Origin of the sequence: Synechococcus sp. HJ21-Hayes (assembly GCF_024345835.1) — a bacterium.
Classification (GTDB): Bacteria; Cyanobacteriota; Cyanobacteriia; order PCC-6307; family Cyanobiaceae; genus Vulcanococcus.
Window position 1 is genome coordinate 186,406 of record NZ_JAGQBW010000001.1, and the last position, 16,622, is coordinate 203,027.

A 16,622-nucleotide genomic window follows, 5' to 3' on the forward strand; every position below is an offset into this window, starting at 1 on the left:
TCAGCGGCCGTGCCCTGGTTCAGGTGGCGTCCCGAGCGGGATCAAAGGTGCCCCGGGGCTCCTGTTCGCTCCATGGGGCCAAGCGGACCAGCAGCAGGAAGGCGGGAATGGCGGCGGCGGCGGTGAGCAGGAAAAAGACGGGCCAGCCCGCCTGTTCGGCCAGCACTCCGGCCGGGGCCGAGAGGATGGAGCGGCTCATGGCATACACCCCCGAGAGCAGGGCGTACTGGGTGGCGGAGAAGCGGGGATTGCACAGGCCCATCAGCAGGGCCACGAACACGGCGCCCACCATGCCGCCCGTGAGGTTCTCCAGACTCACGGCAATGATCAGTCCGGCAAAGCCTCCACCGAACTGGGCCAGGGCCCAGTAGCTGAGGTTGCCGGCGGCTCCCGCCAGGGCGAATAGCCACAGGGAGCGGTTCATCCCCAGGCGGGTGAACAGTACGCCGCCCAGCACGGTGCCCGCCATGGTGGCGGCGATGGCCCAGCCCCCCTGCACCAGGCCGATGTCGGCATCGCTGAAGCCCTGCAGCTTCAGGAAGGGGATGGCCATGGCGCTGAGCAGGCCATCGGGCCAGCGGTAGAGCAGCACCAGCAGCAGGAGCTGCCAGGTGCGATTGGGGCCCGCCCGGAACAGGAATTCCCGCGCGGGCCCCAGCACTGCCTGGCGCAGGCTGGTGACCGGGTGCTGCACCGGCGCCAAGGCGGGTGCCATGAGGGTGAAGGGCACCACGGCCGCCACCAGGGCTGCGGCGGCGAGCAGGGCCACCGGCCAGCCGAATCGCCCGGCCAGCACGAAGCCGCCGGCCCCCACCGCCAACATGGCGGCTCTGTAGCCCAGGGCCGCGGCGGCCGCTCCGGCCCCCCGTTCCTGCTCCGGCAGCAGGTCGGTGCGGTAAGCATCCACGGCAATGTCCTGCGTGGCGCTGCATACCGCCAGAACCAGGGCGGCGATGCCGATGGCGCTGATGCTGGCGGGATCCGTGCTGGGCCGTAGCAGGGCCATGGCGGCAATCACCGCCACCAGCAACAGCTGCATCACCAACAGCCAACCCCGGCGCCGATCCGGCCAGGTGATCGGCCAGCGATCCAGCAGCGGTGCCCAGAAGAGCTTGAGGGTGTATGGCAGCTCAGCCAGGGGAATCAGCCCGATCAGCGCCAAGGGCACACCGCTGGCGGTGAGCCAGCCCTGCAACAGCTTGCTGCCCACCATCAGCGGCGCACCACTGGCCACGCCCTCGGCGGTGACGGCCGTGAGGCGCCTCCAGGTGCCGGCTTTCTCGGCGGCCTGCGGACCCATGAACACGACTCGACTGGGCGAAGACTAGGGACCTTGGATTAGGGGGCCTGAATCCAGGCTGATCGACCATCAGAATGGTTTCCATAGCCTGGGGCGCCGAGCCCATTCGCCGTGCAGTTTTTTCGTTCAACCCTGTTGCCGGCAGCCATCGTGGTGCTGTTCGGTCTGGCCCTGTTCGCGGTGAGTGCCCGCATCTGGTTGCCGGGCGATATGGCCGCCCCCGCCCCGATCAGTTGAGCCGCCCGTTGCGCCGCACGCCCAGCTCAGCGAGAGCCCTGCAGCGGCTGGCTTTTACGATCGCCCCATGACTGGCCCGTTCCCCGAGTTCTCCCAAAGTCCGGCCGAGTTGGCGCTGGATCCGGAGATGCTCGCCAACGAGCTGGCCGAGGAGCTGCTGGGCGACCCCCTCGACGATCTCGATGCCCTGGAGGCCGAGCAGGCCGATGTGGCAGCTGAGTGCGATCTCGGGCTGCAGTTGCTCCAAGGCGGCCATGACGAGCGCATGCAGGGGCTGCGCATCTTCTGCGAGCACCGCGATCCCCGCGCGGCGACCCAGCTCTTGCCGTTGCTCGAGGCCAGCTGTCCGATCCTGCGCATGAGTGCGGTGTACGCCCTGGGGCGGAATCCGGATCTGCAGGCAGTGTCGCCGTTGCTGGCCCTGCTCCAGAACGACAGCAATGGCTATGTGCGCAAGGCTGTGGCCTGGAGCCTCAGCAGCTACCCCGATGCCCCGGTGATGAACCCGCTGATCCGGGCCCTGGAAACGGACATCGCGGCGGTGAGGCTCTGGGCCGCCAGTTCCTTGGCCGATGCCGGTGCCACGGGCCTGGCCAAGGCGGATCAAGCGGCCGGTCGACTGCTGCAGGCCCTGCGCATCGACAGCGAGCCCGTGGTGCGCAGCAACAGCGCCTGGTCGCTGGGGCGCCTCTATGGCGATCTGGTGGAGCCTCGCCAGAAGGAGGTGGTGGAGGCCTTGCTGGGGGCCTTGCTCCACGACACCGACATGGCGGTCCGGGACGAGGCCCGCTTGGCCCTGGAGCAACTGGAGGATCCCCTGGTGCTGGAGCGGCTTCAGACCCTCGTGGATGAGGGGCTGTTGGCGTAGGCCAGCCAGCCTCTGGTGAACCCGGCTAGCATCACCTCACCTTCCTTCCGCCGTCTGGGATGGCCCAGCAATCCATCCGCTTTCGCATTCGGCCCGACGGCCGCGTTGAGGAGCTGGTGGAAGGCGTTCAGGGCAGCGGCTGCGAGCAGCTCACCGAACGCATCGAAGCCAGGCTCGGCACTGTGCAACAGCGCCAGTCGACGTCCGACGCCTTTGCGGCGCCAACCTCGGCGGTGACGCCTGAGCAGACCCTCTCCACCTCGGTTTCCTGATGTCGCACTTCAGCACCGTCAAGACGGAATTGCGTGACCGCGCTGCCCTGATGGAGGCCCTGCGGGATCTTGGCCATCAACCCAGCGATGGCGAGCATCCCGTGCGCGGCTACCGCGGCCAAACCGTGGTGGCCGATTTGGCCATCGCCTCCAGCGAGGGCACCAACCTGGGCTTCCGCTGGAATGAGCTCAGCGGCAGCTACGAGCTGGTGACTGATCTGGATCTGTGGAAGCAGCCCATCCCGGTGGAGCGCTTCCTTGCCAAGCTCACCCAGCAGTACGCCCTGCGCAGCATCCTGGCAGCCTCGGTTCAGGAGGGGTTCCAGGTGACTGAACAGCGCCAGGCCACCGATGGCAGCATTGAACTGGTGGTGACCCGCTGGGACGGATGATCCCAGTGCTGGGAGGTGTGCGGTGAGTGCCGATCCCTCACTGGCCTTTTCGACGGCTGCCGCGGCTCCACCCCGGGCCAGTGGTTTCGAACCCCTCCTGGGGGGAGCGCTGCGCCAGAAGGCTGTCTGGGTGGATGAACCCGTGTGCATCGGATGCCGCTACTGCGCCCACGTGGCCGGCCACACCTTTGTGGTGGAGGAGTCGTGGGGGCGTTCCCGTGCCATTCGTCAGGACGGCGACAGCACCGAGACCATCCAGGAAGCGATCGACACCTGCCCAGTGGATTGCATCCATTGGGTGAGTTACGAGGAGCTGCCCGCCCTTGAGGAACAGTGCCGCTCCCAGGAGCTGCTGCCCCTCGGGCTTCCCAGCTCCAGCCGTCCCAGGCGCACCCTGCCGCGGCGAGATCCCGCTTGATGCTCCCCACTCGCCGCTTTGGCCGCACCGAACTGCCGATGCCCGTGCTCTCCCTCGGGGGCATGCGCTTTCAGCAGAGCTGGAGTGATCTGCCGCCCTCAGAGATCACGGACCACAGCCAGGCGAACCTCAGGGCCACCCTCGAGTTGGCCGTTGCAGCGGGGTTTCACCACATCGAAACGGCCCGTCACTACGGCAGTTCCGAGCGTCAGCTGGGCTGGTTGTTCCCCGAGGTGCCAGATCCGCAGCGGATCCTGCAGACCAAGGTGCCTCCCCAGGCCGATCCGGAGGCCTTCGAGGCGGAGCTGGCCCTGAGTTTCGAGCGCCTAGGCCTGGGCAACGGCTCCGGGCGGGTGGATTTGCTGGCCATCCATGGAATCAACCTGCCGGAGCACCTGGAGCACACCCTGCGGCCAGGAGGCTGCCTGGAGGTGGTGCGCCGCTGGCAGGCAGCTGGGCGGATCGGTGCGGTGGGCTTTTCAACCCACGGCAGCCTGCCCCTGATCCTGGCGGCGATCGATAGCGACGCCTTTGACTACATCAACCTGCACTGGTATTTCATTCGCCAGGACAACCGTGCGGCGATCGATGCCGCCATCGCCCATGATATGGGCGTGTTTGTGATCAGCCCCACGGACAAGGGCGGCCACCTGCATAACCCCTCGTCAAAACTGCTGCAGCTCTGCGCGCCGCTGCACCCGATCGTGTTCAACGATCTGTTCTGCCTGTCGGCAGCTGGGATCCACACCATCAGTGTGGGGGCGGCCCGGCCCTCGGATCTCCACTTGCATCTGCAAGCGGTGGAGCTGTTGCCCCAGGCCGAAGCACTACTGCCTCCGATCCTGGAGCGGTTGGAGCAGGCCCGTTGCGAGGCCCTGGGGGAGGCCTGGCTCAGCACCTGGAGTGAAGGGTTGCCGGCTTGGCAGGACACCCCGGGGCAGATGAACCTGGCCACCCTGCTGTGGCTCCATAACCTGCTGGAAGCCTGGGACCTGCAGAGCTATGCCAAGGCCCGTTACGGCCTGCTGGGGGCTGGCAGCCACTGGTTTCCGGGCGCCAATGCCGATGCCCTCGACGCCAGCGTGAGCGAGGCGGAGCTCCTGGCGGTGTTGGCAGCGAGCCCATGGTGTCACCGGATTCCGGCCGTTCTTCGGGACTTGCGCTCCCGCATCGGTGGCCAGCCCAGTCAGCGGCTGATGACGGGGAGCTAATTCTGCGTCTGCCACTCAGCTGGCTCGCGCAGCTCCGAGGGGGAATTTGCTGGGGATCCCCACCGCCCGCGGATAGGTGCGGGGGCAGGGTTCATTGGCGCTCAGCGCCAGAGCAGTGCGCACGCCCCGGCCGCCAGGAAGCTCCCGCTGTTGCTGGCGGCTGATGCGGGCCTTTAGGGGCAGCAGGGCTCGTTCCAGCTCCTGTTGATCGCTGCCTGTCCACTGGCCCCGGTAGAGCAGCGCTTCGCCCTGGGGGGCCAGCAGGGGCACCAGATATTCCGCCACCACCGGGGCTGCCGCCACCGCCCGGGCCATGGCTAGGTGGTAGTGGCCGCGGCAGCGCTTCTGGTGGCCCGTGAGTTCTACGCGCTCGCAGCGCAGCTCCACCCGCTCGCCCAGCCCTAGAGCCTCGGCCATGGCCTGGACGGCCTGGGTCTTGCGGCCCACCGAATCCACCAGCGTCAGTTGGGCATTGGGCAGGGCAATCGCCACTGCCAGGCCGGGGAACCCACCGCCCGTGCCCACATCGATGCAGCGCAGTGCCGCCTCTGGCGTGCTCCGCAGCAGCGGTAGCAGCGGCCAGAGGCTGTCCATCACCTGGGCGATCCAGAAGTCCTCTCCCTCTACCAGGCGGGTGAGGTTGAGGCGGCTGTTCCACTCGCGCAGGTGCTGTTGAAGCTGGATCAGCTGCTCGAGCTGGCCTGGGCTGGGACGCCAGCCCAGCGCCTCCCAGAGGGCGTCGCTGGGGGTGGCAAAAGGGGTGGCGGACTCCGGTGCGACTGGCATCCCCTGGGGCGGCATGGGCAAGATCTCTAGGATCCCGCACACCCGGTACCGCCTCGGTGGGAGCTGCCAACCAGTCCGCCAGCCATTACGCCTTGCTGGGCCTAAGCCCCCAGGCCACGGGGCCTGAGCTGCGCCAGGCCTTTCGCAGCCTCAGCAAGCGCTATCACCCAGATACCACCACATTGCCGGAGGCGGAGGCCCAGGAGGCTTTTCGTCTGCTGCAGCAGGCCTATCTCACCCTCAGCGATCCCGAGCGTCGCCGTGTCTACGACGCCAGCCTGCTGGTGGTTCAGCCGGTGCGGACGCTGTCGCCCTCGGTGCGCCTGAGCACCCAGCCAGCCCCGGTGCGGCGGGCCTTATCTGGCGGCGAGTGGTTGGCCCTGCTGTTGTTAGCCCTGGCGGTGGTGTTCAGCTTGGTGCTGGGGGTGGGGCTGGCCTGGGCGCGCGGGGCCGAATTCGTGCGGGTGCCGAGCTGGTGGCCGCCTGCCGGGCAGACTGCCCAACCTCTAGGCGTTGCCCTCGCGGATGTCTCCTCTGCCACCCCCCCAGGCGCCGCTCTACAACCATCCGCTGGCGGCGTTGGAGCAGTGGCTGAGTGACCTTGGGGCTGTGCAGCGTTCCGCCAACTCCTGCCTTTGGCACCTGACCCGCAGCGGTTGGACCGCCGAGATAGAGCTGGACATCGAGGAGATCAGCGTGCGCTGGCAGGCCAGTTCGACCAGCGTGGGACTAGCAACGGTGGAGCGCCACTTCCCCTATGCATTCAGCCGCGCCGATGTGGAGGCAGCGATTCTGGCCGGGCCCTAGCTCCCTGCCCTGGGCATGATGCAGGGCAGGTGAAGCGTGCCATGGATCGCTCCCGTCACCACTGCGGCTCGAGGCCCGGGGCTGGAATGCCTCCCAGATCGAGCAGATCCACGATCAGATGCGCCAGGGGTGGCCCCTGCCCTTCGCGGAAAACAACGTGGCGTTGTTGTCGGGGCATTGTCCCCTGAAGGCTCGCCGGCACTAGAGCTTGCGCTTGCACAACTCGCTCTGCTCTTCGCTGCTGGTGGAGAAGGGGCCGCAACTGAACCAGCGGACCATCGATAGTTCGATGTCTGTGAACACCACAAGGATCCCGGCACACAGGGCGGCAACGGCGCCGCTGATCAGCAGGTTGGACGTTTTCATGCGTTGAGCTTATGGGCGAGCTCCTGCTCCTGCCACTGCTGGGCCAGGGTGCTGCGGTTGATGGTGGCCAAGGGCGGTAGGCAGGCCAGCACTGGGGTGCCCGTGAGCCGCTCCAGGGTGGCGGTGTTGTTGGCGTGGAAGGGCCCATTCAGCACAAGCCCCACCAGGGGGATCCCACGGTGCCGCAGGGCCTCCACCGACAGGAGCGTGTGGTTGAGGGTGCCCAGGCCGCTGCGGGCCACCAAGAGCACCGGAAGTCCCCAGCGTTGCACCTGATCGATCTGCAGCAGGTCGAGGCGCAGGGGTACCAGCAGCCCGCCGGCGGTCTCCACCACCAGTGGTCCCGCCACCGCCGGCAGGGCCAAGCGCTCGGGATCCAGAGGCTGACCGGGATGCTCGGGATCCCCGCTCTCCAGTGCGGCGGCCCAGTGGGGCGAGGCCGGAGCCCGGTAGCGATAGGCCTCTGGCAGCAGCCGTTCGGCGGGGAGCCCTAACCAGCGCTGCACCTGCTCGCGGTCGCCGCCGCCCTCCAGGCCGCATTGCACGGGTTTCCAATAGGTGGCCCCCAGCCCCTGCACCAGCCAGGCACTCACGAGGGTCTTGCCCACATCGGTGTCCGTGCCGCACACCACCAGCTGTGGCGATGGTTTGCTCATCGTTTGCGGCCCAGCATCAGCAGCACCTGCCAGTCTGGTTGCGGTCTGCTGACAGTGGGCCAATGGGCCAGTAGCTGCCGCAGTTGCGTGGGCCTCAGGGGTGCCTTGCGGCTGGCCTGGGCGCCGATGGCCTTCATCTGGCGTAGGAACGTCAGGCCGTCCTGGCTGGGGCGGCTGAAGTGCAGCAGCCGGCAGCGGTGGAGCGTGAGTTCCTGGCGGGCCACGGCCTCCAGGCTGGCGGCGTCCGGCAGCCCCAGGCCCGTGAAGGGCACCCCGGCGCCGGAGGCGGCGGCCCGCCAGGGGGCAAAGCTGCCTGCCGTTGGCACCGCCACGGCTAGCCAACCGCCCGGTTGCAGCTGTTGGCACCAGCGCTGGAGTTCCCGTTCGGGCTGCTGCAGCCACTGCAGGGCGAAGTTGGAGGCCAGCAGCGCCGCTTGATCCAGCTGGGAGGGCAGCCCCCGCTCCAGATCCCACTGCAGGGAGGGGCCTGGGGCTCGGCTGATGCCCTGGGCCAGGAGTTCCGGGCAGTTATCCAGCCGCAGCAGCTCCAGGCCTGGGCGCTGCTGGGCGATGGCACGGGCCAGGAGCCCGGAACCGGCGCCCAGATCGGCGCAGGGCCCGTTGGGTAGGGCCAGGTTGCGGCACAGGTGGGCCAGCCGCCAGGCCACGGCGGCCTGCAGCAGGGCCCCTTGGTCGTAGTGGGCTGCCTGGCGCCCGAAGCACCGGCGCACCTGGTGGCTGAAGCCTGCCGGAGGGGATTCAGGGGTACGCATGCGCCACCCAGTCCAGCACCGCCGCGGGCAGGTCTGGCAGCAGCAGGGCATGGCCTCCCCCCTGGCGTTGCCACACCGTGGCCTGGGGCAGGGCGGCCCGCAGCAGGGTGCGGCTGGCGGGATCCACGATCAGGTCGTCGTCCGCTTCCACCACCAGCACCCGGGCCTCGCGGGGAAAGCCTGGTGGCAGGCCGCCGGTGGCCTGCAGCAGGGCCAGGTCTCTTAGCAGCAGCCGGCAGCCCTCGGGGGGGATCCCGTCGTTGAGGGGGCCCGGCGGCAAGTGGCCCACGGGATGAGGGGCTGCCACCTGCTGGAAGAACTCCCGCAGCATCGGTTCCTGTTGCCCGCTCTCCAGCTTGGTGGCCATGGCCTGTAGGGCCTTGCTCAGTCGGCGGCCACAACGGCCCGGTGGCAGGAACTGCCCGAAGCTGGCCAGCAGCACCACGGTCGTGGCCCGTTCCAGCAGGGCGGCTGGCAGCAGATGGGGCCCGAGGGAATGGGCCAGCACCACCCGTTGGCTGGTGTCGGGGTCCCATGTGGGGTCGTGGCGCAGCTGGCGGCCATAGCCACGCTCGCCGGTGCTGAAGCGCCACCCCCTGGCGCTGGCGAGGGCGTTCCAGGGTTGCCAGCCGCGATGGTCCCCGGCCCAGCCATGCATGGCGATCAGTTGGGTCGTCATGGCTTCACAGCGAGGGCCGCCAGCAGCCGTTTCAGGCTGCCGCCGGGGAGGTCGTGGCGCAGCACCAGCCGGAGCCGGGCCGTACCCTCGGGCACCGTGGGAGGCCGGATGGCCACGCTCAGCAGCCCTGCCCGTTCCAGCTGCTGCTGGAAGGTCAGAGCCCTCGCGTCGCTGCCCACCTGCAGCGACAGGATCGGTCCTGTGCCGGGGGGGCGGGGCCAGTCGGCCTGCTCCAGGCCATCGCGCCAGCGCTCGGCACGCTCGAGCAGGGCGTGGCCCCGTTGTGGTTCCGCCTGGATGGTCTGCAGAGCAGCCATGGCGGCGGCGGCCAGCGGGGGCGCCAGGGCCGTGGTGTAGCGAAACGGCCCCGAATACTGCAGTAGCCAGTCGGCCACTAGGGCCGGACCCGCCAGGAAGGCCCCACCGCTGCCAAAGGCCTTGCCGAAGGTGCCGCTCACCAGCTGCACTCCCTCCACCCCATGGCCCAGGCCGCGGCCGCCCGGGCCCAGCACCCCCAGCGCATGGGCCTCATCGAGCAGCAGGGCCGCGCCATGGCGTTGGCACAGCGCGGCGAGGGCGGCCGTATCCGGGGAGCTGCCCTCCATGGAGAACAGGCTTTCGCTCATCACCAGCAGGCGCCGCTGCGGTGCTTCCGCCCGGCAGCGCTGTAGGCGCTGGGCGAGGTCATGGAGGTCGTTGTGGGCGAAGCGCTGCAGGCGAGCACCGGTGGCCTGCACGCCCACCAGCAGGGAGTGGTGGATCAGGCGGTCGGCGAGCACCAGGCTGTGGCGATCGGCCAGGGCGGCTACCGCCGCCAGGTTGGCCTGAAAGCCACTCGGGAACAGCAGTACCCGCTCCCGGCCCAGCCAGTGGGCCAGCGCCTGCTCCAGGGCGGCATGCACGGGCCGGCTGCCGCTCACCAGCCGCGAGGCGCCGGCACCCACCCCCTCCAGGGCCATGGCCATGGAAGCTGCGGCCTGGAGCTGGGGATGGCAGGCCAGGCCTAGGTAGTCGTTGCTGGCCAGATCCAGCAGCGCCCCCCCGGTGGCTGGGCTCAGGCCTCCAGGGCCGCTGGGTGCAAAGGTGCGCAGGGTTCGTCGGCGCTCCGGCGGCAGGGCGGCCAGATCGGCAGCCAGGGGGGCCAGGGGATCGCCGTTTACCGCCCTCGCCAAGCCCAGTCCAGCTCTTGACACCCAGTCTGCCCGCTCCTCATAGGATTGGGCCATGCCCGATCGCCGCACCCAGCCCGACAGCGGGCCCCTTCCAGCTGGAGTGCAGCCCGTCGCTGAGGTGTCACCCACTGCAGAGGTGCCGCCCCTCGATCAGCTTTTCCCCTTTCCGCTCGACGACTTTCAACTCGAGGCCATCGATGCCCTGAACCAGGGCCATTCCGTGGTGGTGAGTGCTCCCACGGGTTCCGGTAAGACGCTGGTGGGCGAGTACGCCATTCATCGCGCCCTAGCCCATGGCCAGAAGGTTTTTTACACCACGCCCCTCAAGGCCCTCTCCAACCAGAAGCTGCGCGATTTCCGCGAGCAATTTGGAGCCGAGCGGGTTGGACTGATGACTGGTGATCTCACGGTGAACCGTGAGGCCTCGGTGGTGGTAATGACCACCGAGATCTTCCGCAACATGTTGTATGCGGAGGCCGATCAGGGCGATGACCCCCTGGCGGATGTGGAGGCGGTGGTACTCGACGAGTGCCATTACATGAATGATTCCCAGCGCGGCACGGTGTGGGAGGAATCGATCATTCACTGCCCGCCACCGGTGCAGATGGTGGCGCTTTCGGCCACGGTGGCGAATGCCGGGCAGCTCACCGATTGGATCGAGCGGGTGCATGGCCCCACGCGGCTGGTGCTGAGCGATTTTCGGCCGGTGCCGCTCCAGTTCAGCTTCTGCAGTGCCAAGGGCCTGCATCCGCTGCTGAATGAGGAGGGCACCGGCCTCCACCCCAACTGCAAGGTGTGGCGCGCCCCCAAGGGCAGCAAGCGCAAGGGACCGAAAACCCCCAAGCCCCCCCAGCCGGAGGCCCCGCCCCTGGGCTTTGTGGTGGCCCAGATGGCTGAGCGGGACATGCTGCCGGCCATCTATTTCATCTTCAGCCGCCGGGGTTGCGACAAGGCCGTGCGGGATCTGGGCAAGGTATGCCTGGTGAATCCGGAGGAGCAGGCCCGTATCCGTGTCCGCCTGGAGGCCTTTGTGGCCGCCACGCCCGAGGCCGTGCGCGAGGGGGGCCACGATGATGCCCTGCTGCGCGGCATCGCCGCTCACCACGCCGGGGTGCTCCCGGCCTGGAAAGAACTGATTGAGGAGCTGTTCCAGCAGGGGCTGGTGAAGGTGGTATTCGCCACCGAAACCCTGGCCGCCGGCATCAACATGCCGGCCCGCAGCACCGTGATTTCAGCGCTCTCCAAGCGCACTGAGCGCGGCCACCGGCCCCTAATGGGCAGCGAGTTCCTGCAGATGGCGGGCCGGGCCGGCCGCCGCGGCCTCGATTCCCAGGGCTATGTGGTGACGGTGCAGAGCCGCTTTGAAGGGGTGCGGGAGGCGGGTCAGCTGGCCACCAGCCCCGCTGATCCGCTGGTGAGCCAGTTCACCCCCAGCTACGGCATGGTGTTGAACCTGCTGCAGCGCTACGAACTGGCCAAGGCCAGGGAGTTGGTGGAGCGCAGCTTCGGCCGCTACCTGGCCACCCTCGATCTGGTGGAGGACGAGGCCCGCATTGCCGAACTGCGTGAGCAGCTCAGCCATTTGGCTGATACCGCGGAGGAGGTGGCCTGGGACGACTTCGAGGACTACGAGAAGCAGCGGGGCCGGCTGCGGGAGGAACGCCGCATCCAGCGGATCCTGCAGCAGCAGGCCGAGGAAACGCTCGCCCATGAGCTCACCCTGGCGCTTCGCTTTGCCAGCGAGGGCACCCTGGTGAGCCTCAAGGCCCCGATCCTGCGGGGCCGTGTGACCCCGGCGGTGATCGTGGAGAAGGTGGAGGGCCCAGGTCAGTTCCCCCTGCTGCTCTGCCTCACCGATGAGAACGTGTGGGTGCTGGTGCCCTGCGGCGCTGTGGTGAGCCTGCACGCCGAGCTCAGCTGCCTGCAGGTGAGCAGTATCCCCGCCCCCGAGCTGCATCGGGCCGGGGAGCTGCGCCACGGTGATCAGGCCAGTGGTGGCCTGGCCCTGGCGGTGGCTTCCATGGCCCGCCGCCACGACATGGTGACCCCGCAATACGACCTGGCCGGGGAAGTGCAGGCCCAGGCCCACTTGGTGCGGGAGCTGGAGATGGCCCTGGAGCTGCACCCAGCCCACGGGGCTGGGGATCGCAAGAAGCTCAAGAAACAGCGCTTCCGCATGGAGGAGTTGGAGGCCGAGATCGAGGAGCGGCAGCGGATCCTGCACTTCCGCGCCAACCGCCATTGGGAGACATTCCTAGCCCTGATCGAGATCCTGCGCTTCTTCGGTTGCCTCGATGGTGAGGAGGGCCTCGATCCCACGGAGATTGGTCGCACCGTGGCCGCCCTGCGTGGCGACAACGAGCTCTGGCTGGGGCTGGCCCTGATGAGCGGCCACCTCGATGAGCTGGAGCCAGCGGATCTGGCGGCGGTGCTGGAGGCCATCTCCACTGAGGTGAATCGCCCCGACCTGTGGAGTGCCTATCCGCCGCCGCCGGCTGCAGAAGAAGCCATGCACGACCTGCGCGGCATCCGCCGGGAGCTGCTGCGCCAGCAGGAGCGGGCCAGTGTGGTGATGCCGGTTTGGTACGAGCTGGAGCTGATGGGGTTGGTCCACGCCTGGGCCAAGGGCGTGAGCTGGAACGATCTGATCGCCAACACCTCGCTCGATGAGGGCGATGTGGTGCGGATCATGCGCCGCACCGTGGATCTGCTGGCCCAGATCCCCTACGCCGAAGCCATCACGGAACAGCTGCGCGGCAACGCCCGGGCAGCCCTCAAGGCCATCAACCGCTTCCCTGTGTGCGAGCCCATCGATCAGCTCGCCGGTGGTGGTGGCCCCCTGAACCCCGCCACGGAGCGCAACCTCCCTGGCGGGGTCTGAGCACCAGCCCCCAGCTGTGATCAATCCCTCCCGGATCCGGATCCTTGCGGTGGGCAAGGTGCGCAAGAGCTGGGTGCAGGAGGGGGTGGCCCTCTACCTCAAGCGGCTGCCGGGATTGGTCGTCACCGAGCTCAGGGACTCCACCATGGCCAAGGAGGCCGAGGTGATCGCCGCTGCTCTGCGACCCGATGAGCGGCTTGTGTTGCTCACGGAAGAGGGCACCACCTACAACTCCGTGGCCTTCGCCCAGCAGCTCCGCGATTCCGGCTCGGCGCGACTGGCCTTTGTGATCGGCGGAGCCGAGGGGCTGGATCCGGCGCTCAAGGCCAGGGCCAACTGGCGCCTAAGCCTCTCGCCGATGACGTTCCCCCATGAGCTTGCCCGCCTGCTGCTGCTCGAGCAGCTCTATCGGGCCAGCTCGATCCTCCAGGGCGGGCCTTATCACAAGGCCTAGGAAGGCCTAGGGATGAATCGGTTGGACGAGGTGAGAAGGTGCCCCCCCTCACCCCGGTCCCCGTTGGCTGCCCCATAGAGAGACAGACAGCGCGGAGACAACCTCTGTCTACCCAGGGGGCTGGGGCTGGCGGGCCGGGCGGCGGATGTTGGGCTTCACTGCCGTGATGGCGGTGGGATGGTGCTGCATTTGGCCGGGTGGGCTGCTGGTGGCGTCACCGTTCGGGGGTTGGACGCCCCGCCCTTAGGGATGTCTTGCCTGCCCCAGACGTCGATCGGAGCGCATGTCGAGCAGTAACGGCTCCTTCCATCTGGAGTCCCCGGCCTTTGCGGATGGCGCCATGATCCCTGCCATCCACAGCGCCGATGGCCTGGATCTCTCGCCACCCTTGCGCTGGAGCGGCGCGCCGCTCCATACCCAGAGCTTTTCGCTGATCGTTGAGGATCCCGATGCCCCGGGGGGCACCTGGGTGCACTGGGTGCTGTTCAACATCCCTGGGGAGGTGCACGGCTTACCCGCAGGCTTGGACCGCTCGCCCGAGTTGGCCAACGGCGCCCGCCACGGCGGCTGCTGGGGCGTGGATCAGTGTCACCGCATCGGCTATCAGGGGCCCGAGCCCCCGCCCGGGCAGGCTCATCGCTACGTGTTCGCGCTGACAGCCCTTGATGCCGCCTTGGATCTGGCGCCGGCCGTGACGCCAGGGGAGCTGCGGGAAGCCATGCGGGGGCATGAATTGGCCACGGCCCAGCTCACGGGCCTCTATGCCCGGGAGTGAGGACCGCCGGGCTTCAGTTCAGATCCGCAGCCGCTGCCAGATCACATCCAGGTTCTCCTGGTGCAGGTCGGTGGAGAAGCAGTCGGCCAGCTGCTCGGCGCTGAGGCGGCTGGTCACGTCGGCGTCGGCCTCGAGATTGGCGCGGAAGTTACCCCCCTCGGTGTTCCAGGCGGTGTGAGCGTTGCGTTGCACGATCCGATAGGCCTCCTCGCGGTTCAGCCCGGTGTCCACGAGGGCCAGCAGCACCCGCTGGCTGAACACCACACCGCCGTACACATTCATATTGCGGGCCATGTTGTCGGGGTAGACCCCCAGGCCCTTCACCACGTCCGTCATCTCCCGCAGCATGAAGTGCAGGGTCACGGAACAGTCGGGCAGCATCATGCGCTCCACGGAGCTGTGGCTGATGTCACGCTCGTGCCAGAGGGCGCAGTTCTCCAGGGCGGCCACCACGTAGCTGCGCAGCACGCGGGCCAGGCCGCCGATGCGCTCACTGCGGATCGGGTTGCGCTTGTGGGGCATGGCCGAGCTGCCCTTCTGACCCTTGGCGAAGTTCTCCTCCACCTCGAGTACATCCGTGCGCTGCAGGTTTCGGATCTCGGTGGAGAAGCGCTCTAGGGCGGCGCCCACTAGGGCAAGCGTCTGGATGTATTCGGCGTGGCGATCGCGGGAGATCACCTGGGTGCTGGCCGTATCCGGCTCCAGGCCGAGCTTGGCGCAGGCGATGGCCTCCACCTGGGGATCTGTGTTGGCATAGGTGCCCATGGCACCGGAGATCTGGCCCACGCTCACCATGCGCTCGAGCCGGTCCAGTCGTTCCTGGTTGCGCACCACCTCCGCGAGCCAGCCGGCCACCTTGAAGCCGAAGGTGATCGGTTCGCCATGGATGGCGTGGGAGCGGCCGATCATCACGGTGCCCCTGTGCTCCCGGGCCAGCACCCGCAGGGCTTCGGCCAGCTTGTCGAGCTCGATCCGCAGCAGCTGTACGGAGGCCTTCATCTGCAGGGCGATGCCCGTGTCCAGCACGTCCGAGCTGGTCATGCCCACATGGATGTAGCGCCCCGCATCGCCCACGTGCTCGTTCACGTTGGTGAGGAAGGCGATCACGTCGTGGCGCACCTCGGCCTCGATCTCGAGGATGCGCTCCACGCTGAAGGAGGCCTTCTCCTTGATGGTGGCCACGGCGTCGGCAGGTACCCGGCCCAGTTCGCAGTTGGCTTCGGTGGCGGCGATCTCCACATCCAGCCAGCTCTGGAATTTGGCCTGTTCGCTCCAGATGGCGCCCATCTCGGGCAGGGTGTAACGCTCGATCAAGGCCGCGCCTGGCTCACATCCAGACCAATGTATGGGGCAGCCTGTGGCCTCCCCGCAGCCTTAGCCCCAGGCCGTGAGTTTGCGGTGGTTCACTTCCCAGTGCACCAGCGGGCCCCAGGTCTGCTGGCGCACCCAGCAGCGGCCGCCGCGGCAGTGGATCAGTTGAAAGGGAGGCAGATCGGCCGGCTGGTTGCGCAGTTTCACGAAACTGCCGGGGCGGAGCAGCTCCAGCACGTTGCTGCCGCGATGCCGTTGGTTCTGGGTGGTGGTCTGGGAGCAGGGAGCCATGGGGGGGGGGATGTCCCTGAGCTGGAAGCAATCCTCTGCCGGGTTTTCCGGCCGGGCAGAACTCGCACCAGTTTTGTTCGGTTTCCCCTGTGTTTGTATGACGACAGGGCGCCGGATCGCCTGCCGCCCGGAGGGGCCATGGGCCGCAAGCAACGACTGGATCTGCACCTGGTGGAACGGGGCTTGGCCGCCAGCCGCCAGCAGGCCCAGCAACTGATCCGTGCCGGGAAGGTTCGATCAGGCGACAAGGTGCTCGATAAGCCCGGCCTGGATGTGCAGCCCGAGATTGAGCTGCAGGTGGAGCAGCCGGCACGGTTTGTGTCTCGCGGTGGCGAGAAGCTGATCGCGGCCCTGGAGGCCTTCCCCATTGCCCTGGCGGAGCGGGTCTGCCTTGATGGCGGCATCTCCACCGGTGGCTTCACCGACTGCCTGCTCCAGCACGGGGCCAGCCGCGTCTACGGCATTGATGTGGGCTATGGCCAGACGGCCTGGAGCCTGCGTACGGATCCGCGCCTGGTGCTCAAGGAGCGCACCAACCTGCGGCACCTCACCCCTGACGAGCTCTATGGCGCGGCTGATCCCTGGCCGGATCTGGCGGTGGCGGATGTGTCGTTCATCCGGCTGGCCCTGGTGCTGCCGGCCCTGGGGCGGCTGCTGCAGGCGGAGCGCCGTGAGGCGCTGCTGCTGGTGAAGCCCCAGTTCGAGGTGGGTAAGGAGCGGGTGGGGAAGGGTGGCGTGGTGCGCGATCCCCTGGCCCACGCCGACGCCATCGAGGGGGTGATGGCGGCGGCGGCCCTGGAGGGCTGGTGGGCCTGCGGGGTGGTGGCCTCCCCCATCACCGGGCCGGCAGGCAACCACGAATACCTGCTGTGGCTGCGCAGCGGCACCTGGCCCACCCACACAAAAGCCGCCGAGCAGCCCCCCACGGAGGAGGCCATTCGGCGGCTGGTGCGGGCCACACTGGGCTCCTGAT

22 protein-coding genes are annotated in these 16,622 nt (G+C 68.3%); 12 read left to right on the plus strand and 10 right to left on the minus strand.

The features are described from left to right. Nucleotides 1–19 precede the first annotated feature (19 nt). The gene (locus KBZ14_RS01030; RefSeq protein ID WP_255116414.1) at nt 20–1,300 is read right to left on the minus strand and encodes an AmpG family muropeptide MFS transporter; all 1,281 of its coding nucleotides are present in this window, start codon (nt 1,298–1,300) and stop codon (nt 20–22) included. A 111-nt stretch (nt 1,301–1,411) separates the two neighbouring features. On the opposite strand from KBZ14_RS01030, the gene KBZ14_RS01035 reads away from it, so the two are divergent. From KBZ14_RS01035 to KBZ14_RS01060, 6 genes are all read left to right on the plus strand, one after another. Next, nucleotides 1,412–1,537, plus strand: a complete 126-nt coding sequence (locus KBZ14_RS01035; protein WP_255116415.1) for a DUF8624 family small hydrophobic protein — start codon at nt 1,412–1,414, stop codon at nt 1,535–1,537. A gap of 67 nt (nt 1,538–1,604) precedes the next feature. Further along, a complete protein-coding gene (locus KBZ14_RS01040; protein WP_255116416.1) occupies nt 1,605–2,405 on the plus strand; it encodes a HEAT repeat domain-containing protein in 801 nt (266 codons plus the stop codon). A 59-nt stretch (nt 2,406–2,464) separates the two neighbouring features. Continuing rightward, entirely contained in the window at nt 2,465–2,677 is a 213-nt protein-coding gene (locus KBZ14_RS01045) for a DUF2997 domain-containing protein (RefSeq protein WP_255116417.1), read from the plus strand. Further along, a complete protein-coding gene (locus tag KBZ14_RS01050; RefSeq protein ID WP_255116418.1) occupies nt 2,677–3,069 on the plus strand; it encodes a DUF1257 domain-containing protein in 393 nt (130 codons plus the stop codon). Before KBZ14_RS01045 ends, KBZ14_RS01050 begins: the two co-directional genes overlap by 1 nt. Nucleotides 3,070–3,091: 22 nt before the next feature. After that, a complete protein-coding gene (locus tag KBZ14_RS01055) occupies nt 3,092–3,487 on the plus strand; it encodes a ferredoxin (RefSeq protein WP_255116419.1) in 396 nt (131 codons plus the stop codon). Then, the gene (locus KBZ14_RS01060; protein WP_255116420.1) at nt 3,487–4,698 is read left to right on the plus strand and encodes an aldo/keto reductase; all 1,212 of its coding nucleotides are present in this window, start codon (nt 3,487–3,489) and stop codon (nt 4,696–4,698) included. The genes KBZ14_RS01055 and KBZ14_RS01060 overlap by 1 nt, the downstream gene beginning before the upstream one ends. Before the next feature lie 15 nt (nt 4,699–4,713). Here KBZ14_RS01060 and rsmG read toward each other — a convergent pair whose 3' ends face one another. Next, nucleotides 4,714–5,484 carry a 16S rRNA (guanine(527)-N(7))-methyltransferase RsmG gene (gene rsmG, locus KBZ14_RS01065; protein ID WP_255116421.1) on the minus strand — a complete coding sequence of 257 codons (771 nt, stop codon included), beginning with the start codon at nt 5,482–5,484 and terminating at the stop codon, nt 4,714–4,716. A gap of 56 nt (nt 5,485–5,540) precedes the next feature. On the opposite strand from rsmG, the gene KBZ14_RS01070 reads away from it, so the two are divergent. Beyond that, on the plus strand, nt 5,541–6,083 hold the full coding sequence (locus KBZ14_RS01070) for a J domain-containing protein (RefSeq protein WP_255116422.1): 543 nt from the start codon (nt 5,541–5,543) through the stop codon (nt 6,081–6,083). 10 nt (nt 6,084–6,093) lie between these two features. Next, nucleotides 6,094–6,291: a DUF3143 domain-containing protein gene (locus KBZ14_RS01075; protein WP_255116423.1), complete on the plus strand. Its 198-nt coding sequence runs from the start codon at nt 6,094–6,096 to the stop codon at nt 6,289–6,291. Nucleotides 6,292–6,346: 55 nt separating this feature from the next. Here KBZ14_RS01075 and KBZ14_RS01080 read toward each other — a convergent pair whose 3' ends face one another. The 6 genes from KBZ14_RS01080 to KBZ14_RS01105 are packed head-to-tail and all read right to left on the minus strand — an operon-like array spanning nt 6,347 to nt 9,889. Then, nucleotides 6,347–6,469, minus strand: coding sequence for a hypothetical protein (locus tag KBZ14_RS01080; RefSeq protein WP_255116424.1), 123 nt, complete (start codon nt 6,467–6,469; stop codon nt 6,347–6,349). Nucleotides 6,470–6,492: 23 nt separating this feature from the next. Further along, a complete protein-coding gene (locus tag KBZ14_RS01085) occupies nt 6,493–6,657 on the minus strand; it encodes a hypothetical protein (protein WP_255116425.1) in 165 nt (54 codons plus the stop codon). Next, entirely contained in the window at nt 6,654–7,313 is a 660-nt protein-coding gene (gene bioD, locus KBZ14_RS01090) for a dethiobiotin synthase (protein ID WP_255116426.1), read from the minus strand. Before bioD ends, KBZ14_RS01085 begins: the two co-directional genes overlap by 4 nt. Next, nucleotides 7,310–8,086, minus strand: coding sequence for a methyltransferase domain-containing protein (locus KBZ14_RS01095; RefSeq protein WP_255116427.1), 777 nt, complete (start codon nt 8,084–8,086; stop codon nt 7,310–7,312). Before KBZ14_RS01095 ends, bioD begins: the two co-directional genes overlap by 4 nt. After that, nucleotides 8,073–8,765, minus strand: a complete 693-nt coding sequence (locus KBZ14_RS01100; RefSeq protein WP_255116428.1) for an alpha/beta hydrolase — start codon at nt 8,763–8,765, stop codon at nt 8,073–8,075. The genes KBZ14_RS01095 and KBZ14_RS01100 overlap by 14 nt, the downstream gene beginning before the upstream one ends. Then, a complete protein-coding gene (locus tag KBZ14_RS01105; RefSeq protein ID WP_399210279.1) occupies nt 8,762–9,889 on the minus strand; it encodes an aminotransferase class I/II-fold pyridoxal phosphate-dependent enzyme in 1,128 nt (375 codons plus the stop codon). The genes KBZ14_RS01100 and KBZ14_RS01105 overlap by 4 nt, the downstream gene beginning before the upstream one ends. 100 nt (nt 9,890–9,989) lie before the next feature. Here KBZ14_RS01105 and KBZ14_RS01110 point away from each other — a divergent pair, with 100 nt between their 5' ends. The 3 genes from KBZ14_RS01110 to KBZ14_RS01120 all read left to right on the plus strand — a co-directional run bounded on the left by KBZ14_RS01110 (nt 9,990) and on the right by KBZ14_RS01120 (nt 14,047). After that, the gene (locus tag KBZ14_RS01110; protein WP_255116430.1) at nt 9,990–12,818 is read left to right on the plus strand and encodes a DEAD/DEAH box helicase; all 2,829 of its coding nucleotides are present in this window, start codon (nt 9,990–9,992) and stop codon (nt 12,816–12,818) included. A gap of 19 nt (nt 12,819–12,837) precedes the next feature. Beyond that, nucleotides 12,838–13,272: a 23S rRNA (pseudouridine(1915)-N(3))-methyltransferase RlmH gene (locus tag KBZ14_RS01115; RefSeq protein WP_255116590.1), complete on the plus strand. Its 435-nt coding sequence runs from the start codon at nt 12,838–12,840 to the stop codon at nt 13,270–13,272. Between the two features lie 283 nt (nt 13,273–13,555). Beyond that, a complete protein-coding gene (locus KBZ14_RS01120; RefSeq protein ID WP_255116431.1) occupies nt 13,556–14,047 on the plus strand; it encodes a YbhB/YbcL family Raf kinase inhibitor-like protein in 492 nt (163 codons plus the stop codon). 18 nt (nt 14,048–14,065) lie between these two features. Here KBZ14_RS01120 and purB read toward each other — a convergent pair whose 3' ends face one another. Both purB and KBZ14_RS01130 read right to left on the minus strand, forming a co-directional pair. Then, a complete protein-coding gene (gene purB / locus KBZ14_RS01125; protein WP_255116432.1) occupies nt 14,066–15,361 on the minus strand; it encodes an adenylosuccinate lyase in 1,296 nt (431 codons plus the stop codon). A gap of 60 nt (nt 15,362–15,421) precedes the next feature. Next, nucleotides 15,422–15,649, minus strand: coding sequence for a hypothetical protein (locus KBZ14_RS01130; protein WP_255116433.1), 228 nt, complete (start codon nt 15,647–15,649; stop codon nt 15,422–15,424). Nucleotides 15,650–15,787: 138 nt separating this feature from the next. On the opposite strand from KBZ14_RS01130, the gene KBZ14_RS01135 reads away from it, so the two are divergent. Next, complete coding sequence (locus tag KBZ14_RS01135) at nt 15,788–16,621, plus strand: TlyA family RNA methyltransferase (RefSeq protein WP_255116434.1); 834 nt, start codon at nt 15,788–15,790, stop codon at nt 16,619–16,621. Nucleotide 16,622: the final 1 nt, after the last annotated feature.